This is a genomic window from Lacimonas salitolerans (assembly GCF_042677865.1).
GTDB lineage: Bacteria > Pseudomonadota > Alphaproteobacteria > Rhodobacterales > Rhodobacteraceae > Lutimaribacter > Lutimaribacter salitolerans.
Genome location: NZ_JBHUDD010000136.1, coordinates 1 through 14,730 on the forward strand (window position 1 = coordinate 1; position 14,730 = coordinate 14,730).

Below are 14,730 nucleotides of genomic sequence, written 5' to 3' on the forward strand. Positions count from 1 at the left end.
ACGGATGTTAACAATGCAGGTGGGTCAGTTTTAGATGATCATAACCCACCCAAGTGGGTCACTTTTGCATGCCGATTCACAAGTCCTTGAAGCGAAACCCATGCAGGCGTCCATTGCGGGCCTCAAAGAAGGCCACGACAGCCGCCAGATCATCGGCACGCCTGATTCCATAAGCCACATCATAGCGCCGCCGCGAATTGGCCCAGCTGGCATTGCGCTCCTCGTCGCCCGAGGCAAGTTCCACGATTTGCGTGCGCCGTTCCGGCCCGCCCCGTGCGCCCCGGCCGATAGTGTCGGGGAAGCGCACTTCATGAAACGCCATTACATCCCCCGCCGCCCGAGACTGACCGCACGCGCGATATCGGCGGCGACCTGTGTTCTGGACTGGCGGAAGCTCTCCGCATCGCGCGCCATGATGGTGACGTTTACGGTCGTGTTGCCGTCTCCCGATTGGGCACCCCTGCTATAGCCAGCGGCCTCTCTCCGCGAGAGCACGCGCTCGCCCCGTTGCAGGATCGCGGGCACCTCGTCGGGTTTGATCCCCGCCCAGCCACCCGAATGCATGCGCGGGGCGCCGGCAAAGGCCATGGCGGGAACCATCCGACCCGGGGCGGGGCTGCCGACCAGACCTCCATTATGCAGGATATTGGCGAATATTCCGCCCGCGCTGCCCAGAACGCCCGAGAGCACACCAGCCAGTGGTCCAAGGAGGAACTTGCGCGCGGCGAGCCTGGCGAGATCCGCGATCATCGAGGTGACAAGATCGCGAAAATCCAGCTTACCCTTGCGTACGAAATCCCTGATCGCGCTCTCCGCAGAGGAGAATGCTCCCACCAGCACCTGTCCAATATCAGACCCGATTTCGCGGGCCATGCTGGCATAATTCGAGAGCGACGCTGTGACCGCATCCCAGCCAGTCAGAGCTGCAGTCGCACCAGCAGCCGCATCTGCTCCAGCCTTCTTCCCCGCAGCTCCCGCGCGACCCGCTGCTGCTTCGGCCTGATCCAGCGCCTCGGACATGCGTTGCGCACCAGCTGCGGCGACCTCCAAAGCGTCCTCGGTCTCGTCACTGGACCCGCGCACCGCCGCAAGCAGTGCTGCCATCGCCTCGCGCGCGCCGTCAAAGGCGCTGGCAAGTGTTGCATCTGCTCGAGCGCGGAACCCTTCAGCGGATTGCTCGGCGCGCATAATGCCGGCATCAAAGCTCGACACCCATGCCTGCACGCCCAGCGCATCGATCTGGAAACCGGCCCCGATCACATCGGCGATCCGGTTGAAGCCCGGTGTGATCCGGCTCAGAAAATCCGCCCATGTCTGCCCGAGAAACCGCATCAGGCGCAGCCAGAGCGCTTCAATGTCAGACCCCATAGCGCGGAAGCGGTCGCCAAAGGCCGAAAGGGATGTTCCAATACCGTCCCAGACGGCCCGCGCCACATTGCCCATGAGCTCCAGCGCGCCGCCGAAGCCACCGGCACCAGCGACCAGCTTCCCGAATTGATAAACCAGCTCACCCGCGCCGACGATCAGGGCCCCGATGCCGGTGCGGATCAGCGCTCCGCGTAGGACGACCAGCGCTGTGGCGAGCCCGCGGACGGACAGCGCCGCAGCGGCAACCCCTGCCACCCAGCGCCCGGCCATGAAGGCGGCGAATGTCCCTGCGATGCTGACAAGGCGGCCGAGATTGTCAAAGAGCCCGCGGATCGCCATGCCCAGCGGCCCGGTGGTGCGCGCGACAGACGCCATGGCATCGGCCACAGCTTCCAGCGCCGGTGCGGCAGCGACCGCCAGCTGGTTCGAGATCCCCCGCCAGATGAGGCCCAGCCGCGAGATGGCATCATTCGTGCGCTCGATCTGTGCCGCATCCTGATCGGAGACGACGACGCCGAAATCCCGCACATCCTGTGTGGCCTGCCGCAGCGTGGCACTGTCGATGCGCCCGAAGACCAGAGAGGCGCGATCGCCGAAGAGCTGGGAGGCGACAGCTGCCCGCTCTGCTTCGGGCACGAACTCCGCCAGCCGCTCCTGAATTGTCGCGATGCGGGCATCGAGCGGCAGGCGCTGCAGATTTTGGGCCGAGAGTTGCAAGCGGCGCAGGGCCTCAACGGCAGGGCCCGTGCCAGAGGCGGCTTGCGACAGACGCCGCGTCAGCTGGATCGTGGCCTGTTCGACCTGACCCATCGACACGCCTGCCAGATCGCCTGCGCGTTCCAGCACCTGAATGCTGGCCACAGTTGTATCCAGTGAGGCGGCGAGCTTGGCTTGTGCATCAACAGTCTGCAGGCCGGAGCGGATCATGGCCACACCTGCGGCCGTGGCCGCCGCAACAGCAGCCGCAGAAGCCACCTTCACCCGCCGCGCAAAGCCCGCGAGCCGCCGGTTCGCCGCCTCCATCTCCTGGCTCAGCCGTCCGAGGCCACGCTTGCCAGCTTCGCCGACACCTTCAAGGGCCGTGCGGACCTTCTCGCCGCCGATTACGGCAAGGCGGACGCTGACGCGTTTCTCTGCCATCGGGTTCTCCTTTTATGCGTCATTGACATATGCGCCATTGGCGCACATATGAACCTATGAGCATTGTGACTGTTGTTGAGACACCGGAATTCCAGCGCCGTGCGCGCAGCCTCATGTCAGAGGATGAGCGGTTGGCCCTGGTCGATTATGTCGCGCGCAATCCGATGGCGGGCGTGTCCATTGGGGGCGGTGTGCGCAAGTTCCGCTTCGCGCGTGACGGTGGCGGCAAAAGCGGCGGGTATCGGGTGATCCATTTCTTCAGCGCGGAGGCCGATATGCTGATCTTCCTGATCACGGTCTTTGCCAAGAATGAGAAGGCAAACCTTACCCCACGCGGAACAGACATGGTCAGACAATTGGGAGAGGCCCTTGTGGCAAGCTACAGGAGGACATCATGAGCGACGCATTCAAAAGCATTGAAACCGGTCTGCAGGAGGCATTGGCCCGTGCGCAGGGCAAACCTGTCGGCACGGTCCATGAGATCGAACTGCCCGATCCGGATGTTCAGGCGATCCGTTCGCGCACGGGTCTGTCACAGTCGGAATTCGCGCGCAGCATCGGGGTAAAAAAGGGCACGCTTCTGAATTGGGAGCAGCGCCGCCGCAGCCCGGACGGACCGGCTCGGGTCTTGCTGGCGCTGATCGACAAGGATCCGCAGATCGTGCAGCGCACGCTGGCGCCCTGAAGTCGCTAGGCACGCTCGGCCTCTATCTGTTCGTTGAGTTTGATGACCATTACGGCCTCAATGCCCGGCAGGAGTTCAGCTAAGACCAGCGGCGGCACGCCCAGCGCCTCGCCCAGTGCCAGTGACGCGCTCATATCCCAGCCGATCACCGCACCCGGAGCGATCCGCAGCTGACCACCAAGGCGCCCGACCAGATCCCGGACCTGCCAGCCTTCGTAAGTGAGGGGCCGGGTCAGCCGCGCGGGGCAGTCTTGGCACGTCCCTTCTTCACAGGCTTCGCAGTAGCGCGCGCCCCCGCCGAAGTCCCAGTCGGCGAGGGCGCAGAGGCGTTTTTTTCCTGTTCCAGCAGCAGACCTTTGGAAACATAGGTGAGTTGGAAGGCCTCGAATATGGGCCAGATGTCCAGAAGCGCATCAATGGCCTCGGGGCTGGGTTCGATCGGCACACCGTCCGCATCCCCGATCCCCTCCCAATCGAGCACGGCCCGTCGCGCGAGGGCTTTTGCAAAGGCCATGGCGCGGGTCTCATCCGTGGCGTCCTCGGGCACCGCCTCGACCTCGGGGTCAGCGCGCGTGGCCACCATCAGCGCAGTGGTCAGCGGGCGCAGCTGCACCCGCACGCCGGGGGCTAGGTCATGCCAGCGGGGGGCATTGGTCAGATCGAGGGTCAGCATTAGTAAGCCTCCACGGCGTTGATAAGGGTGGCGGTGCACATCCGCCCCACAGTCGCATCCCGCGCGGCTTGCCAGTCGAAGGTGGCCTGGACGCCTTGAGGGCCAGAAATCTCGATGCGCGGGCGGGGCAGGTAGACCGCGTGCACGGTGAAGGTGAAGCTCTCGCCCGAGGGCAGCATATAGGCGAATTCCATTTCGCAAGGATCGCCATCAATGGCCTGTGTGACCAGAGTCTGGTCAGAAAAGCGGACTTCTATGCGGCCGGTGAGTGCCGCAATCGAGGGATCAGCCCCATCAATCCGGCCATCAGCGCGGATGGTTTCGATCCGGTCGAGATTGTTGGCATAGGTGATCTCGGCCGAGACGACATTGCCCAACGCTGTCCCGTTGCGCGTGATCGCACCGTTGAAATGGCCGAAGCGCTGCAGGTCCAGCGTTGCAGGGGTGCCGGCGCTGGTGGCAGCGCCGACAGCTTCGCCTTGGGCCACCAGCCGCGCCGTGGCCGTCAGCAGGCCTGAGCGCTGCATCTGCCATGAGAGCTGATCCAGCACGCAGCCCGAGTACATCGCATAGCGCGGCACCTCGGGCATGCCGGTCTCAATGGACATCGAGGGCAGTGTCCAGGCGCCGGACTGGAACTCGTGGCTGTAGGGCGCCGCGGCCCCGGTCGTGATTGGATTGCCGAATGCAGCCTTCAGCCAGAACCCGAAGGCCTGTGCGTCGATGGGCACCACCACATCGCCATCCGAGGTCACCGCATCCTTGATCGGCGGCAGCGGATCGCGGCCATAGCCCAGAAGCTCGCTGTTCAGGAGCGGCTGCTCGGCCCCCAGCGTCGCGCTGGCAAAGGGCATGCGCGTGTAGCCGCTCGCGGGCGGCGTGCCATATGTCGTCTCGAACGCCAGCGCCATCTGCGCCCGCGCGCCTTGCGCTCGTGCCATAAGGTGTCCTTTCTATGGTGATGCAAGCGCCTTGCCTTGAAGGCCACCGCTCGCTTTGAGAAAAAGGGGACCCGCCCAGAGGGCAGTTCCGAATTTAGAAGAGAGCCAAATGCCCAGAAAACCTAAGCGCAGCACAAACCGCTTTTATTCGTTGCCCGCCACACTTGCCTTCGCCGTCTTAGGCTCCGTGGCCCTGATCGGGTGTGATGCGCCTATTGCGGGTGCCACGACGGCTGAACGGTCAGCCTTGCCTGCGGATATCGACTTCTCGGGTCGTGTGACGCGTGTCGTCGATGGCGACACATTCTGGGTCAGCGGTCAGGATGTACGCATCCGGGTCTGGGGTCTCGATGCGCCTGAAACCAACCGCTCGGGTGGTGCAGCCGCAACAGCGGCCATGACCCGGCTTGTGTCAGGGCAGGTTCTGTATTGCCGCCAGCGCGATATTGATCGGTTCGGCCGGATCGTTGGCCAGTGCTTCCTGTCTGATGGCCGCGACATTGCCCGCGAAATGATCCGGAATGGGACTTCGACTGAGTTCTGCCGCTTCTCGCGCAACTACTATGGCACCTGCTGATCTGGTGGATCAGGTGAGCGGATCGGCCGTGGAGTAGTGCAGGACCACTGGTATGATCGCCGCCTTAAGACTGGCGGCTCCATCAACCGGCAGATCGACCGGGCGCGGCGCTTCTGCTTCGACCCAATCGCATAACCCACCCAAGGTGCGCTCAGCCGCAATTGCCGCACCGATGCTGGCGCAGAGCGTATCAAAGGCCGCGTCTCGGTCGGCAGCCTGAACCACCGCCTCGATCTCAGCGCGGTGCCGGTAGTGGTAGGCCTGCGGCGACAACGTCACCTCTGGCTCCCCCGGCTCGCCGTCGCGCAGGATCAGCAGGCCGTCAGCCGAGATCCGCTCGGGTAGCACCTCGCCGCGCAGAGCGGTGGCTGGCAGCGTCGAGAGCCGCGCATGCAGCGCGGTGAGGATGGTTTCGCGGGGAGTGGGCATTATGCGTTCGATCCGTCTGATGTGACCTCAGAGTGCCATTCAGGTATGCTGCGGCATGGCAGATCCCTTGCTGGAGTGTCACTATGCGTGGCCCAGCCCCTTAGCTCAGGCTATGTGTCGCAAGTGGCCAGAGCCACAGTAAAGCAGAAGTGTGTGGGTAGTCGCCTAGTATAATCCCGACGCGAAACATGAAGATCAGTCAGCGGATGACAAGCAAGACTGCATGTTCAGCTTTAAAATAAACCGATATCACGAAAGTCTTTGTCTTGATGCCGACCAGATTGACTTGTTAACTTTTTCGAATGGACAACGTGCTCAGATTTTTTTGTTCGATGTTTTTGGGGATGGCCAGCGCATCCGCAATCAATGCTCAATCTTACTTTCCAAGCGGAAGTTGCGCGGTGGTAGTTGCTGCTCGGCCGAGTGTTGAAGAAGCAAGGACCTACATTTCGGCAAATGGCTGGCAAGAGACTGCACGGGTCTTTGAGAGCACCAATGGGTGGTTTGCCATCACAGCAGGCGTGATCCTTAACGAATTCGCTGATGATGCGATCGAAAGCCTTAAGGCCGATGGTGCCGTGCCTGATGATGCATATTGCTCATCGGGCTGGTCTTACATTCGCGAAGTGGCATGGCGAACCGAAAACCGCTCTCCGGACCGACCTATCAGCACAGGCCTCTGGGACGACTTCGATGCCCGCCCACTGAGCCAGACGGAGAAGCGTTTTTTGCAGGCCGCGCTTGCGATGGCCGGTTATTACACTGGATTGCTGGACGGCGTCTGGGGCAATCGAAGCCAAATGGCGCTTGAGAGATATACGGCGGCCGAATTCGATGGGGTCGAACCGTTGAACGCACACGCTGCTTATCTCAGTTCGATAATGCTGGGCCGTTGGATTGACGAGGGGTGGGATTACAAGAATATCAGTTATCTGGCCATCTCGATGATGTTGCCAGTTCAGAACCTGACATTGGTTGAAGAGACTGGTCTCTATCAAGAATGGCATCACACTTCTAAAAACCTGAAAGTCCTGTTCAACGACTTGGACAGTGTTGACCTACGTAGACTTCACGAAGATGTAGTTTCGGACCTGAACCCGCGGATGGAGCCTTATACGCTGCGATCCGCTGATACTTGGGTTACGTCGCTACTTGATCAAAATGACACGATTTATGTCCGAAGTGACCTTATTGCGGGCACTTGGTCCACCGTGGTAATTTTTGCAGGTGCAGACCTTCAAGCTGAAGTTGGCCTTATCGCAGCAAGCATTCGGCCTGGTCGGCCGCCGGAAATAATCCCTTCGATGCAAGGTCGGCTCACGTCACTCGCCGATGAACTGGCAGATTCGATAAGAGGGAGCATCGGGCAGAGCCCGCCCGAGGCCGGGGCTGCGCTGCCAGTACAGCCCGGGGAGCGACCGCGCGGCACTACTTCAGGAACCGCGTTTTACGTGACGGCTAACGGTGTCGCCCTCACAAACGCACACGTTATTGAGGGATGTGAAGCGATTACTTTGGATGGCATGCCGGCCGAGATCCTGGCGCAGAGTTCAGTCTTCGATCTGGCCGCGCTCCGTCTTGAAACAAGCGTCGAAACCGAGCCACTCCCCTTTGCCACCGGCGATGCAGGACTGAACGCAGATATAACGATCGCTGGCTACCCGCTTCATGGCCTCCTCGGCGGTCTGAATGTCGGTCGCGGAAGCGTTTCTTCCCTCAAGGGTCTGCAGGGCGATGAAACCAGTATCCAGATTTCAGCACCAGTTCAGCCTGGCAACAGTGGTGGGCCAGCGATCGACCGCTTTGGTGGCGTCGTTGGTGTCGTAGTCTCAAAGCTCGATACCGTTAGGCTCGCGGACGAGATCGGTGACATCGCGCAGAATGTTAACTTCGCAATTCGCGGATCAATTGCGAAGATATTTCTGTCATCGAATGGCATCGCGTATCTCGATGCCAGCCAAGCCCAGCCCCTCGCACCGGAACAATCCGCGCAGCTGCTTGCTAAGTCTACTCGACTTGTCGAATGTGACTGACATCGATGCGCCACTGAGGATAAGGGCCATTCAAGACCCAGTTGGTCGCTCTATTAGCGTTGGCGAGTTGAATGGCAGAACTTTTACAACTGACCAGCTCTAAACCTTCCCCTCCACCCACTTCTCAACAATCAACCCCGGCAAGGTCTCTTGAGCAGCCTGTGCATCCCGCGCCAGATCCAGCCGCTTTGGCAGCCTGACCTGCGGGACCAGCAGGAAGACCGGCACAGTGGTCCGACCGCGTCCGGTTTTTGAACGCGAGGCCACCGCGCGACCGCGATTGTTCAACCGCCCTTCAGCGACCAGCAGGCTCGGCCCCGTCCGCCGATAGACAAACCGCAGCCGCAGGCCAGAGCGCCGTTCCCATTCCCCCGGTGTGATGCGCCCACCGCGCGCGGATTTGCCAGCCGCAGGTGTTGGGATTGCCAACCAGAACCCGTCGCGGGACCGGATCAGCGGCCCGGTATCATGTGCGCCGATGATTACTGGGGCTTTCGACCAGACCAGAGCGGCGGCGCTCAGGCTGGCGCGGCCCTTTGGATACTGCTCCGAGCGGATCGTGCGCGCGAGCCTTTGCCCAAGCCCCGCGCCGGTGATCTGCCCGCGCCAGGCGGTCTTGAGGCTGGTGCCCGCCTCGCGCGTGGCGGTGGTGACGGCCCGTTCACCGGCCTTGATCTCAGCCGCCATGATCGCTGCCAGATCCGGGGTGATATCCAGTTTCAGCTTCATGCAGGCCTCAGATCCACGGTCCAGACCAACCGCTCGCGATCCCGCACTGGCTCCCCCTGAATATTGAACGCCTCGCCGTCGATCTCGATCCGGTCGCCCGGACGCGGGTTTGGCACCTCGGCCACGCGCAGATCGATGCGCGTGGTTTCAGACCAGAGCCGGGCATCGCCAAAGCCTGTGACATCATCCGCGCGACGCATGACCACGCGGATGAGCTGGGCTGTGCCCGAGTTTGTGATATAGGTCGCATCACGGGCGATGTTCGGATCGGCAAAGAGGTTGTCGATGGCGGCGGCGAAGACCGACATTCGCGTATCCTACCGGTATCAGTTGCTGCTGTGCAGGCGAATGGCCAGACGTGGCCGCTTGTTGACCGGCAGGATCGAGCTTTCGGTCATCAGATCGATCCAGCGACCCTTGGTGTCCATCATCTGGCGCGCGTAGAGCGGCAGACCGACGGTGTTGGCGGTCTCCAGCAGGTTCGCCGGGCCGCCATAGGTGGTGAACGTGTCAAAGGTCCCCAGCGGGAAGGCGATGCCCTCGCCCGCGGGGATCAGCCGCTCCGAGCTGCCATTCGAAAGCGTGACCGAGCCGTTGTATTCCTCAAAGAGGATCCCTGAGAAAGGAAAGGCCCGGCGCATGTCCTCGCGCAGCGGCTGGCCGCCGGTGGCCGAGAAGAACTTGTAGGCATCCTCGGTCTTGGGGTGGCTGATCAGCTTGTCGAAGAATTCGGAACTGACCAGCGCATGGGCTGTGGTCATGGTCTCGCCCAGCAGGTTGTCCTCGATCGCGCGCAAGACGGTGCGGACTTTGCCCTGCACATTGGTGCCCGCCGTGCTAAAGACAAAATCCACCGAGACCTGCGAGAGGCCGAATTCGGTGAAGTAATTGTAGAGCGTGGTGCCGGCGCCATCCTTCACGATGCCGCGCAGCGCGTTCATCTCCATGTACTCGCGGGTCTGGGCATGCTTGCGGCGCATGAGCGTCAGCTTGCGGTTCATCACCTCGACAAGCGGGTCGGCGGCGTCGGAGACACCCAGCGCAGGCATCCCCTGAATGTCAGCGGGCAGGATCACATCGTCATGCGGGATCCACGGCAGCGCGAAGCTGCGCATCGAGCGCGCCTCGCGGTTGCCGACTGTGGCCGGGGCGCCAAGCGGCACGGAGGGTAAGAGGCTCAGCACCCCTTCGCGCTGTTCGATCACGATGGAGCGTTGCGTCACGCCTTCAAAGCGGAACAGGCCGATCTGGCCGAGGCGGGTGTAAAGGTTGGGCAGGATATTGATGGCCTGCGTCATCTCGGCGAGCGAATAGCCGCCCGCGTCAAACGGGTTGCGGGTGATGGTCATGGGAAACTCCGGGGAAAGAGGGGCAGAAGGTGCTGTCCGCCAGACGTGGCGCGATCAGCAGGGGCAGGAGGTCATGCGATTCCGTGCTGTTGCGGCGCCGATCAGGCGGTATCGCGTGCGATAATGCCGAGGCTGGCCAGCTGGCCGATCTTGGTGGTGATCTTGGTGCCGTCATCGACGGTGGCGTCATAGGCGAGGGCTTCGCGCGAGACGATCGCGGGGCCGCGTAGAATTACCACGCCGATGGCATCGGCGAGCGTGGCATCGACCGGGTATAGCAGCACGGCGCCTGCAGTTTGGGCGCCATCCGAGCCGCCGGATGTGGCGAGCTTGTATTTGCCGCTGGCGGTGATCTTGCCCAGCACGGCGCCGACCGGATAGGCAGTGCCGGCCAGAAGCGTGACGGTTTCGCGGGTGTAGTTTGGGTTGACCTCGTATTTGAGCAGATCGCCCATCGTGCTGGGCTGGGTGAGCGCGTTCATGGCGGAGTTCCTGTGTCAGGGGTGCAGATGAAGATCCCGCCGACGTGTGTCGGCGGTGTGGGGTGGCAGGGTGTTTTGTCCGGGTGCTATGCTGTCAGTCGGGCCTCTAGGCCTTGGACCGACCCGAGAGAAAGGACGGAGCAGCTCAGCCGCGCGGGCTGGCCGCTGCCCGTTTCGCTGCAGCGACAATTGGGCTTTCGCTGGCCTTCGGCAGGATGGGCGAGGGAGCGGCGGCGATGACATCGTGAGCATCCGACGCATCCGCTGCGCGTTGCAGGACCAGCTTGCGCAAGGCCTCGGGGGTGGTACCCTCGCGCAGCGCTTTCGCCGCATCGATTGCGATCCCGAGGCGGCCCGCCTGAGCTGCGATCTCGGCGATCTCCGCCGCCGCCTCGCGAAACTGCGCTGAAAGCTCGGCCAGATTGCTGCGCGACGTGGATGGCTGTTCCGGCTCTGAGGCAGATGACGAAGCAGAGGGTGTTTGGGGTGCTTGTGCCGTGGCTGGTGCAACCGGCTCGTCTGACGCGGCGGCACCGGCCACAGTACTGGTGGCGTCATCAGCAGGTGCAGCACCAGCGGTATTGTCACCGGCAGGGGCGTCATCAGCAAAAGGAGCGGAGTTGATCGCATCATCCGACTGCGCATCACTGCCATCCTCTCGCGTGTCTTCCTGTTGCGGCGCATGGGCCATGGCTTTCTCCTTTCGGGTTTGGTGGGGGCTAGCTTGGTGTTTGGGTGACCGGGCTGCGCGGGGCAGCGCAGCGGGCGGCCTGCTCGCAATCATCTGCCGGAAAGCGGCAAAGCCGCGCGTCAGATCGGTGACTTGATCAGCAAGACCCGCCGCCACAGCATCGGCCCCGCGATAGGTCGCGGCTTCGGTCGCCATTGCGGCCTCCTCGCTCAGCCGACCTGCACGTCCCGCGGCCACGGTCTCTGCAAATAGAAACCGCAGCACATCAATCTCGCGCTGGATATCGCCCCGGACACCTTCCGGCAGGGGCTCGTAGGGATTGCCATCAACCTTGAGGTGGCCGGAGTGAATCAGCGTGACGCGCACCCCATCCTGATCGAGCTGTCCGCTCATATCCGCATGCAGGACCACGACACCGATGCTGCCCACGGCACCGGTGCGTGGCAAAAGGATGCGGTCGGCCTGAGAGGCCAGCGCATAGCCCGCAGAGAAGGCGTGTTCGGCGACAAAGGCCCAGACCGGTTTGGTGCCCCGAATTGCACGAATGCGATCTGCGAGGTCAAAAACCCCGGAAACTTCACCGCCAAAACTGTCAATTTCCAATGCAAGACCGCGCACCGCCGGATCGCTTGCCGCCGCCTCGATCTGCGCCGCGATCCCCTCATAGCTGGTCTGGCCCGAGGACTGCCCGATCCAGCCGCCCCGGTGGATCAGCACGCCCGCAATCTCGATCACAGCGATGCCGTCGATCATGGGGTAGGGCGCGTCACCATGGCGTTGGTAGCTCTCCGCCAGACCACCCGCCAGAAGGCTGGCGCGGGCGGGCAGAGTACCAGTGACGGGCGCATCCACCATTCCAGTATCATCGCCAATTTCCACCCGCCGCCCGAGGATGCGCGGCCCCAGCCCGGAGAGGAACGCCATGGCTTTTGAGGGGTCCACCAGCAGCGGTGTGTTGAAGGCGCGCGCGGCAATGCGGGCATGGAGCATCAGGTCTGGTCCTCGTCTGGGCGCGGGCGGTCTTCCGCCTCATCGGTACTGTCGGTATCATCGGCATCACTCTGGGCCGCCGCGTCTGAATTGCCGTCGGCGCCTCGTACTGCAGCGACACCCTGCGCGGGCGATCCCGGCCGCCGGAAATCCAGGCCAAGCAGCCGTTCCCGTTCCCGCTCCGCCGCAATTTCGCGATCGACCTGCTCGGCGTCATAGCCGCGCTCGGCAATGGCTTGCGTCCTCGACTTGAGCCCTGCTTCGATTTGGGCGATCTCGGCATTGGCGTCCTTTAGCGGGTCGACCCAATCCCATTTGGTGGGCAGCCAGTCTGCGGTGAGCAGTCGCGCACGGTTGGCCTCATAGCGGGGCAGGGTGAGCGCGCCTGACAGCACGGCCGCATCCATCCAGCGGGCATAGACCGGGCGGCAGAGCTGATAGACCATGACCGCATGCTGCCAGGCCGAGACGCGGCGGCGGAATTCAATGAGGGCGAGGCGAGAGTTCGAGAAGTTGCCCTTCACCATGTCATTGGCGAGATAGGGATAAGGAATGCCCAGCGCGGCGGAGATTTGCAGCAGCGTGCGGTACTGGAACGGCTCATAGGTCGCGCCGCTATCAGCAGGCTGGCCCACCGTCACATCCTCACCCGGATCGAGCCGCACGATCTGGCCCGGGCTGATTTCGACCCCATCAGGAACCTCATCATCCTCCGCCGGTGCGAGCGGGTTCTCTGGCGCAGGCGAGGTCACGAACATCGCATACATCGCCGCGACCTTTTTGCGGTCCAGCTCGGCATCGTCATACTGATCGAGCAGGAACAGCTTCACGATGGCCGGGGCGAGCTTTGAGACCCCACGCAGCTGCCCGCCCTCGACCGGGTCGATGACATGAATGACCTCTGCAGCAGGCACCCGCACCAACTCTCCAGAGAGACCCGGATCGGTGCTGTCGCCGGGGTGGCGGCGCAGGAAATGATAGGCGACGCGGCGCCCGATCCGGTCGAATTCGATCCCCTGCCGGATCGCGTTTCCATTGGCGGCAACACCAGTCTGTTCCAGCGGCAGCATCTCCGCAGGCAGCATCTGCAGTTGCAACGGCACCGTCAGCCCATCGCTGGCCCGCCGCATGCGGATGCGGAAGAACACCTCACCTGCGATAAAGACCTCGCGCGCCGCGCGGCGCTGCAGCCCATAGAAGTCGGTCAGCCCCTCTGCATCGGCCTCGTCGGTCCAGGCAAGCCAGAGGCGCTGAAGCTCTTCCTTGCGGGCAGCATCGCCAATCTTTGAAATGGGCTTGATTCCGTCGCCCACAGTGTTGGCGGCCCAGCTTTCGACCGCATTCACCGCATAGCCGTTGTTGCGCACCAGCCAGCGGGCACGGGCAGTGATATCGGGACCTGCCGCCGCGATCAGCGCGTTGACATGGGCGCGCGTCGCGCGGAACCCGCGCAGACGCCGGTGGTGCTGCCCGGCATCAAACCCGCCGATGAAGGCCCCAAGGCGCTGCCGCCAGTTCATTACAAATCCTTCACGGCGAAGGGGCGCAAGACGCGCCGACTGGTCCGTTCCAGCGCCGCGATCCGGCGCTCGATATCGGCAATGGCGGCGGCCAGTTCCGCGTCCGAGCTGTAATTGATGCTCTTGCCGTCATAGCTGACCGAGCGCGTGCCGCTGTAGCGCGCGGCCAGCAGCGCGCTGTGGCGGGCCTTCAGATCATCGAGGGTCATGGGGGTCTCTTGTCTTGCACACTTCTGGTGTGTATATTTCGTATGTCTCAGGAGGGTCCAATGCAGCAAGCAGCATCTGAAAAGCAACGCACCAACATCACCCTGACGGCCACCAATCTGGCTGCTGCACGGAAGCTGGGCCTGAATGTCTCCGCCATCAGTGATGCAGCCCTGGCCGAGGCGGTCCGTGCCGCAAAGGCCGAGGCCTGGGCGCGCGAGAATGCCGAAGCCATTGCGGAGCGGCGTGCGTGGATCGAGGCGAATGGTACTCCGCTGGCTGATATTCAGGTCCTGAAGCTCGACTGATGGCGCAGTTTCATGTCTATCGCGTGCCCGGCGGTCGGCTGGTGCTCGATCTTCAGACCGATCTGATCGAGACCGGCACCCGGGTGGTCGCACCCTTGGTGCCCGCTACCTCGGGGCCGAAAGCCATCGGGCGCCTTGAGCCCGTCTTCGAGATCGATGGCACAAAACATGTGTTGCATACAGCCGAAATGGCCGCGATCCCCTCGGCCTTGCTTAGGGGACAGCCTGTCGCTGATCTGTCGAGCTTTGATTACGAGATCCGCGGCGCCCTCGACATGGTCTTCTCAGGCTTCTGATCATTCCATGTATCGGGGCGTACTGATCTTCCAGCCGCGGCGGCGGGGCGCAGTGATGCGCCCGGCCTGGGGTTCTGTTTTGTTCTGGGCAGCGTACGGTGCTGTGTCAGGCGCAACACTCGGGGGCTCGACGCCAGCCTGCGTCTCCAACTGCCGCCACATGCGCTCGTCGAAGCGGTCGGCGCCAAGGGTCCACGCCGCCGCGCGTGCGTAGACCCGTGTATCCAGCGCTGTAGCGCGACAAACTTGATGAGAAGAGCGCGTCAATCAGGATGAGAATCCTTGGTCGCGACGCTTGAGAAGATGCCGCCC

Annotated in this window: 18 protein-coding genes and 1 pseudogene; 6 read left to right on the forward strand and 13 right to left on the reverse strand. The window is 62.9% G+C overall.

The genetic code is table 11. From position 1 onward, the window contains the following. Positions 1–82: 82 nt before the first annotated feature. Positions 83–322: pseudogene (locus tag ACFTOW_RS14695) on the reverse strand (DUF2460 domain-containing protein); the annotation flags it as partial. Further along, complete coding sequence (locus ACFTOW_RS14700; protein WP_379916996.1) at positions 322–2,508, reverse strand: phage tail tape measure C-terminal domain-containing protein; 2,187 nt, start codon at positions 2,506–2,508, stop codon at positions 322–324. The pseudogene ACFTOW_RS14695 and the gene ACFTOW_RS14700, both read right to left, overlap by 1 nt. 56 nt (positions 2,509–2,564) lie before the next feature. On the opposite strand from ACFTOW_RS14700, the gene ACFTOW_RS14705 reads away from it, so the two are divergent. Both ACFTOW_RS14705 and ACFTOW_RS14710 read left to right on the forward strand, forming a co-directional pair. Next, positions 2,565–2,906 carry a type II toxin-antitoxin system RelE/ParE family toxin gene (locus tag ACFTOW_RS14705; protein ID WP_379916998.1) on the forward strand — a complete coding sequence of 114 codons (342 nt, stop codon included), beginning with the start codon at positions 2,565–2,567 and terminating at the stop codon, positions 2,904–2,906. Continuing rightward, positions 2,903–3,193 (forward strand): helix-turn-helix domain-containing protein, encoded by a 291-nt coding sequence (locus ACFTOW_RS14710; RefSeq protein WP_379917000.1) that lies wholly within the window; start codon positions 2,903–2,905, stop codon positions 3,191–3,193. Before ACFTOW_RS14705 ends, ACFTOW_RS14710 begins: the two co-directional genes overlap by 4 nt. Before the next feature lie 5 nt (positions 3,194–3,198). Here the strand turns inward: ACFTOW_RS14710 and ACFTOW_RS14715 are convergent, their stop codons facing one another. The 3 genes from ACFTOW_RS14715 to ACFTOW_RS14725 all read right to left on the reverse strand — a co-directional run bounded on the left by ACFTOW_RS14715 (position 3,199) and on the right by ACFTOW_RS14725 (position 4,807). After that, positions 3,199–3,342, reverse strand: a complete 144-nt coding sequence (locus ACFTOW_RS14715) for a DUF7697 family protein (RefSeq protein WP_465261610.1) — start codon at positions 3,340–3,342, stop codon at positions 3,199–3,201. An 83-nt stretch (positions 3,343–3,425) separates the two neighbouring features. After that, on the reverse strand, positions 3,426–3,866 hold the full coding sequence (locus tag ACFTOW_RS14720) for a hypothetical protein (RefSeq protein WP_379917004.1): 441 nt from the start codon (positions 3,864–3,866) through the stop codon (positions 3,426–3,428). Continuing rightward, on the reverse strand, positions 3,866–4,807 hold the full coding sequence (locus ACFTOW_RS14725) for a phage tail tube protein (protein WP_379917006.1): 942 nt from the start codon (positions 4,805–4,807) through the stop codon (positions 3,866–3,868). The genes ACFTOW_RS14720 and ACFTOW_RS14725 overlap by 1 nt, the downstream gene beginning before the upstream one ends. A gap of 187 nt (positions 4,808–4,994) precedes the next feature. On the opposite strand from ACFTOW_RS14725, the gene ACFTOW_RS14730 reads away from it, so the two are divergent. Then, the gene (locus ACFTOW_RS14730) at positions 4,995–5,384 is read left to right on the forward strand and encodes a thermonuclease family protein (protein WP_379917008.1); all 390 of its coding nucleotides are present in this window, start codon (positions 4,995–4,997) and stop codon (positions 5,382–5,384) included. Positions 5,385–5,393: 9 nt separating this feature from the next. Here the strand turns inward: ACFTOW_RS14730 and ACFTOW_RS14735 are convergent, their stop codons facing one another. Next, on the reverse strand, positions 5,394–5,813 hold the full coding sequence (locus tag ACFTOW_RS14735) for an acyl-CoA transferase (protein ID WP_379917010.1): 420 nt from the start codon (positions 5,811–5,813) through the stop codon (positions 5,394–5,396). 302 nt (positions 5,814–6,115) lie between these two features. Here ACFTOW_RS14735 and ACFTOW_RS14740 point away from each other — a divergent pair, with 302 nt between their 5' ends. Then, the gene (locus tag ACFTOW_RS14740) at positions 6,116–7,846 is read left to right on the forward strand and encodes a trypsin-like peptidase domain-containing protein (RefSeq protein ID WP_379917012.1); all 1,731 of its coding nucleotides are present in this window, start codon (positions 6,116–6,118) and stop codon (positions 7,844–7,846) included. Positions 7,847–7,945: 99 nt separating this feature from the next. Here the strand turns inward: ACFTOW_RS14740 and ACFTOW_RS14745 are convergent, their stop codons facing one another. From ACFTOW_RS14745 to ACFTOW_RS14775, 7 genes are all read right to left on the reverse strand, one after another. Further along, positions 7,946–8,575, reverse strand: a complete 630-nt coding sequence (locus ACFTOW_RS14745) for a DUF6441 family protein (protein WP_379917014.1) — start codon at positions 8,573–8,575, stop codon at positions 7,946–7,948. Next, positions 8,572–8,883, reverse strand: coding sequence for a head-tail joining protein (locus ACFTOW_RS14750; RefSeq protein WP_379917016.1), 312 nt, complete (start codon positions 8,881–8,883; stop codon positions 8,572–8,574). Before ACFTOW_RS14750 ends, ACFTOW_RS14745 begins: the two co-directional genes overlap by 4 nt. Positions 8,884–8,901: 18 nt before the next feature. Further along, positions 8,902–9,924: a major capsid protein gene (locus ACFTOW_RS14755; RefSeq protein WP_379917018.1), complete on the reverse strand. Its 1,023-nt coding sequence runs from the start codon at positions 9,922–9,924 to the stop codon at positions 8,902–8,904. A gap of 101 nt (positions 9,925–10,025) precedes the next feature. After that, positions 10,026–10,406 (reverse strand): head decoration protein, encoded by a 381-nt coding sequence (locus ACFTOW_RS14760; protein WP_379917021.1) that lies wholly within the window; start codon positions 10,404–10,406, stop codon positions 10,026–10,028. A gap of 145 nt (positions 10,407–10,551) precedes the next feature. Further along, positions 10,552–12,087, reverse strand: a complete 1,536-nt coding sequence (locus ACFTOW_RS14765) for a S49 family peptidase (RefSeq protein WP_379917023.1) — start codon at positions 12,085–12,087, stop codon at positions 10,552–10,554. After that, positions 12,087–13,607, reverse strand: coding sequence for a phage portal protein (locus tag ACFTOW_RS14770; protein WP_379917025.1), 1,521 nt, complete (start codon positions 13,605–13,607; stop codon positions 12,087–12,089). The genes ACFTOW_RS14765 and ACFTOW_RS14770 overlap by 1 nt, the downstream gene beginning before the upstream one ends. Further along, complete coding sequence (locus ACFTOW_RS14775; RefSeq protein WP_379917027.1) at positions 13,607–13,816, reverse strand: phage head-tail joining protein; 210 nt, start codon at positions 13,814–13,816, stop codon at positions 13,607–13,609. The genes ACFTOW_RS14770 and ACFTOW_RS14775 overlap by 1 nt, the downstream gene beginning before the upstream one ends. Positions 13,817–13,876: 60 nt before the next feature. Between ACFTOW_RS14775 and ACFTOW_RS14780 the strand changes: the two genes are divergently transcribed. Further along, the gene (locus tag ACFTOW_RS14780; protein WP_379917029.1) at positions 13,877–14,122 is read left to right on the forward strand and encodes a type II toxin-antitoxin system CcdA family antitoxin; all 246 of its coding nucleotides are present in this window, start codon (positions 13,877–13,879) and stop codon (positions 14,120–14,122) included. Beyond that, complete coding sequence (locus ACFTOW_RS14785; protein ID WP_296644537.1) at positions 14,122–14,418, forward strand: CcdB family protein; 297 nt, start codon at positions 14,122–14,124, stop codon at positions 14,416–14,418. The genes ACFTOW_RS14780 and ACFTOW_RS14785 overlap by 1 nt, the downstream gene beginning before the upstream one ends. Positions 14,419–14,730 lie beyond the last annotated feature (312 nt).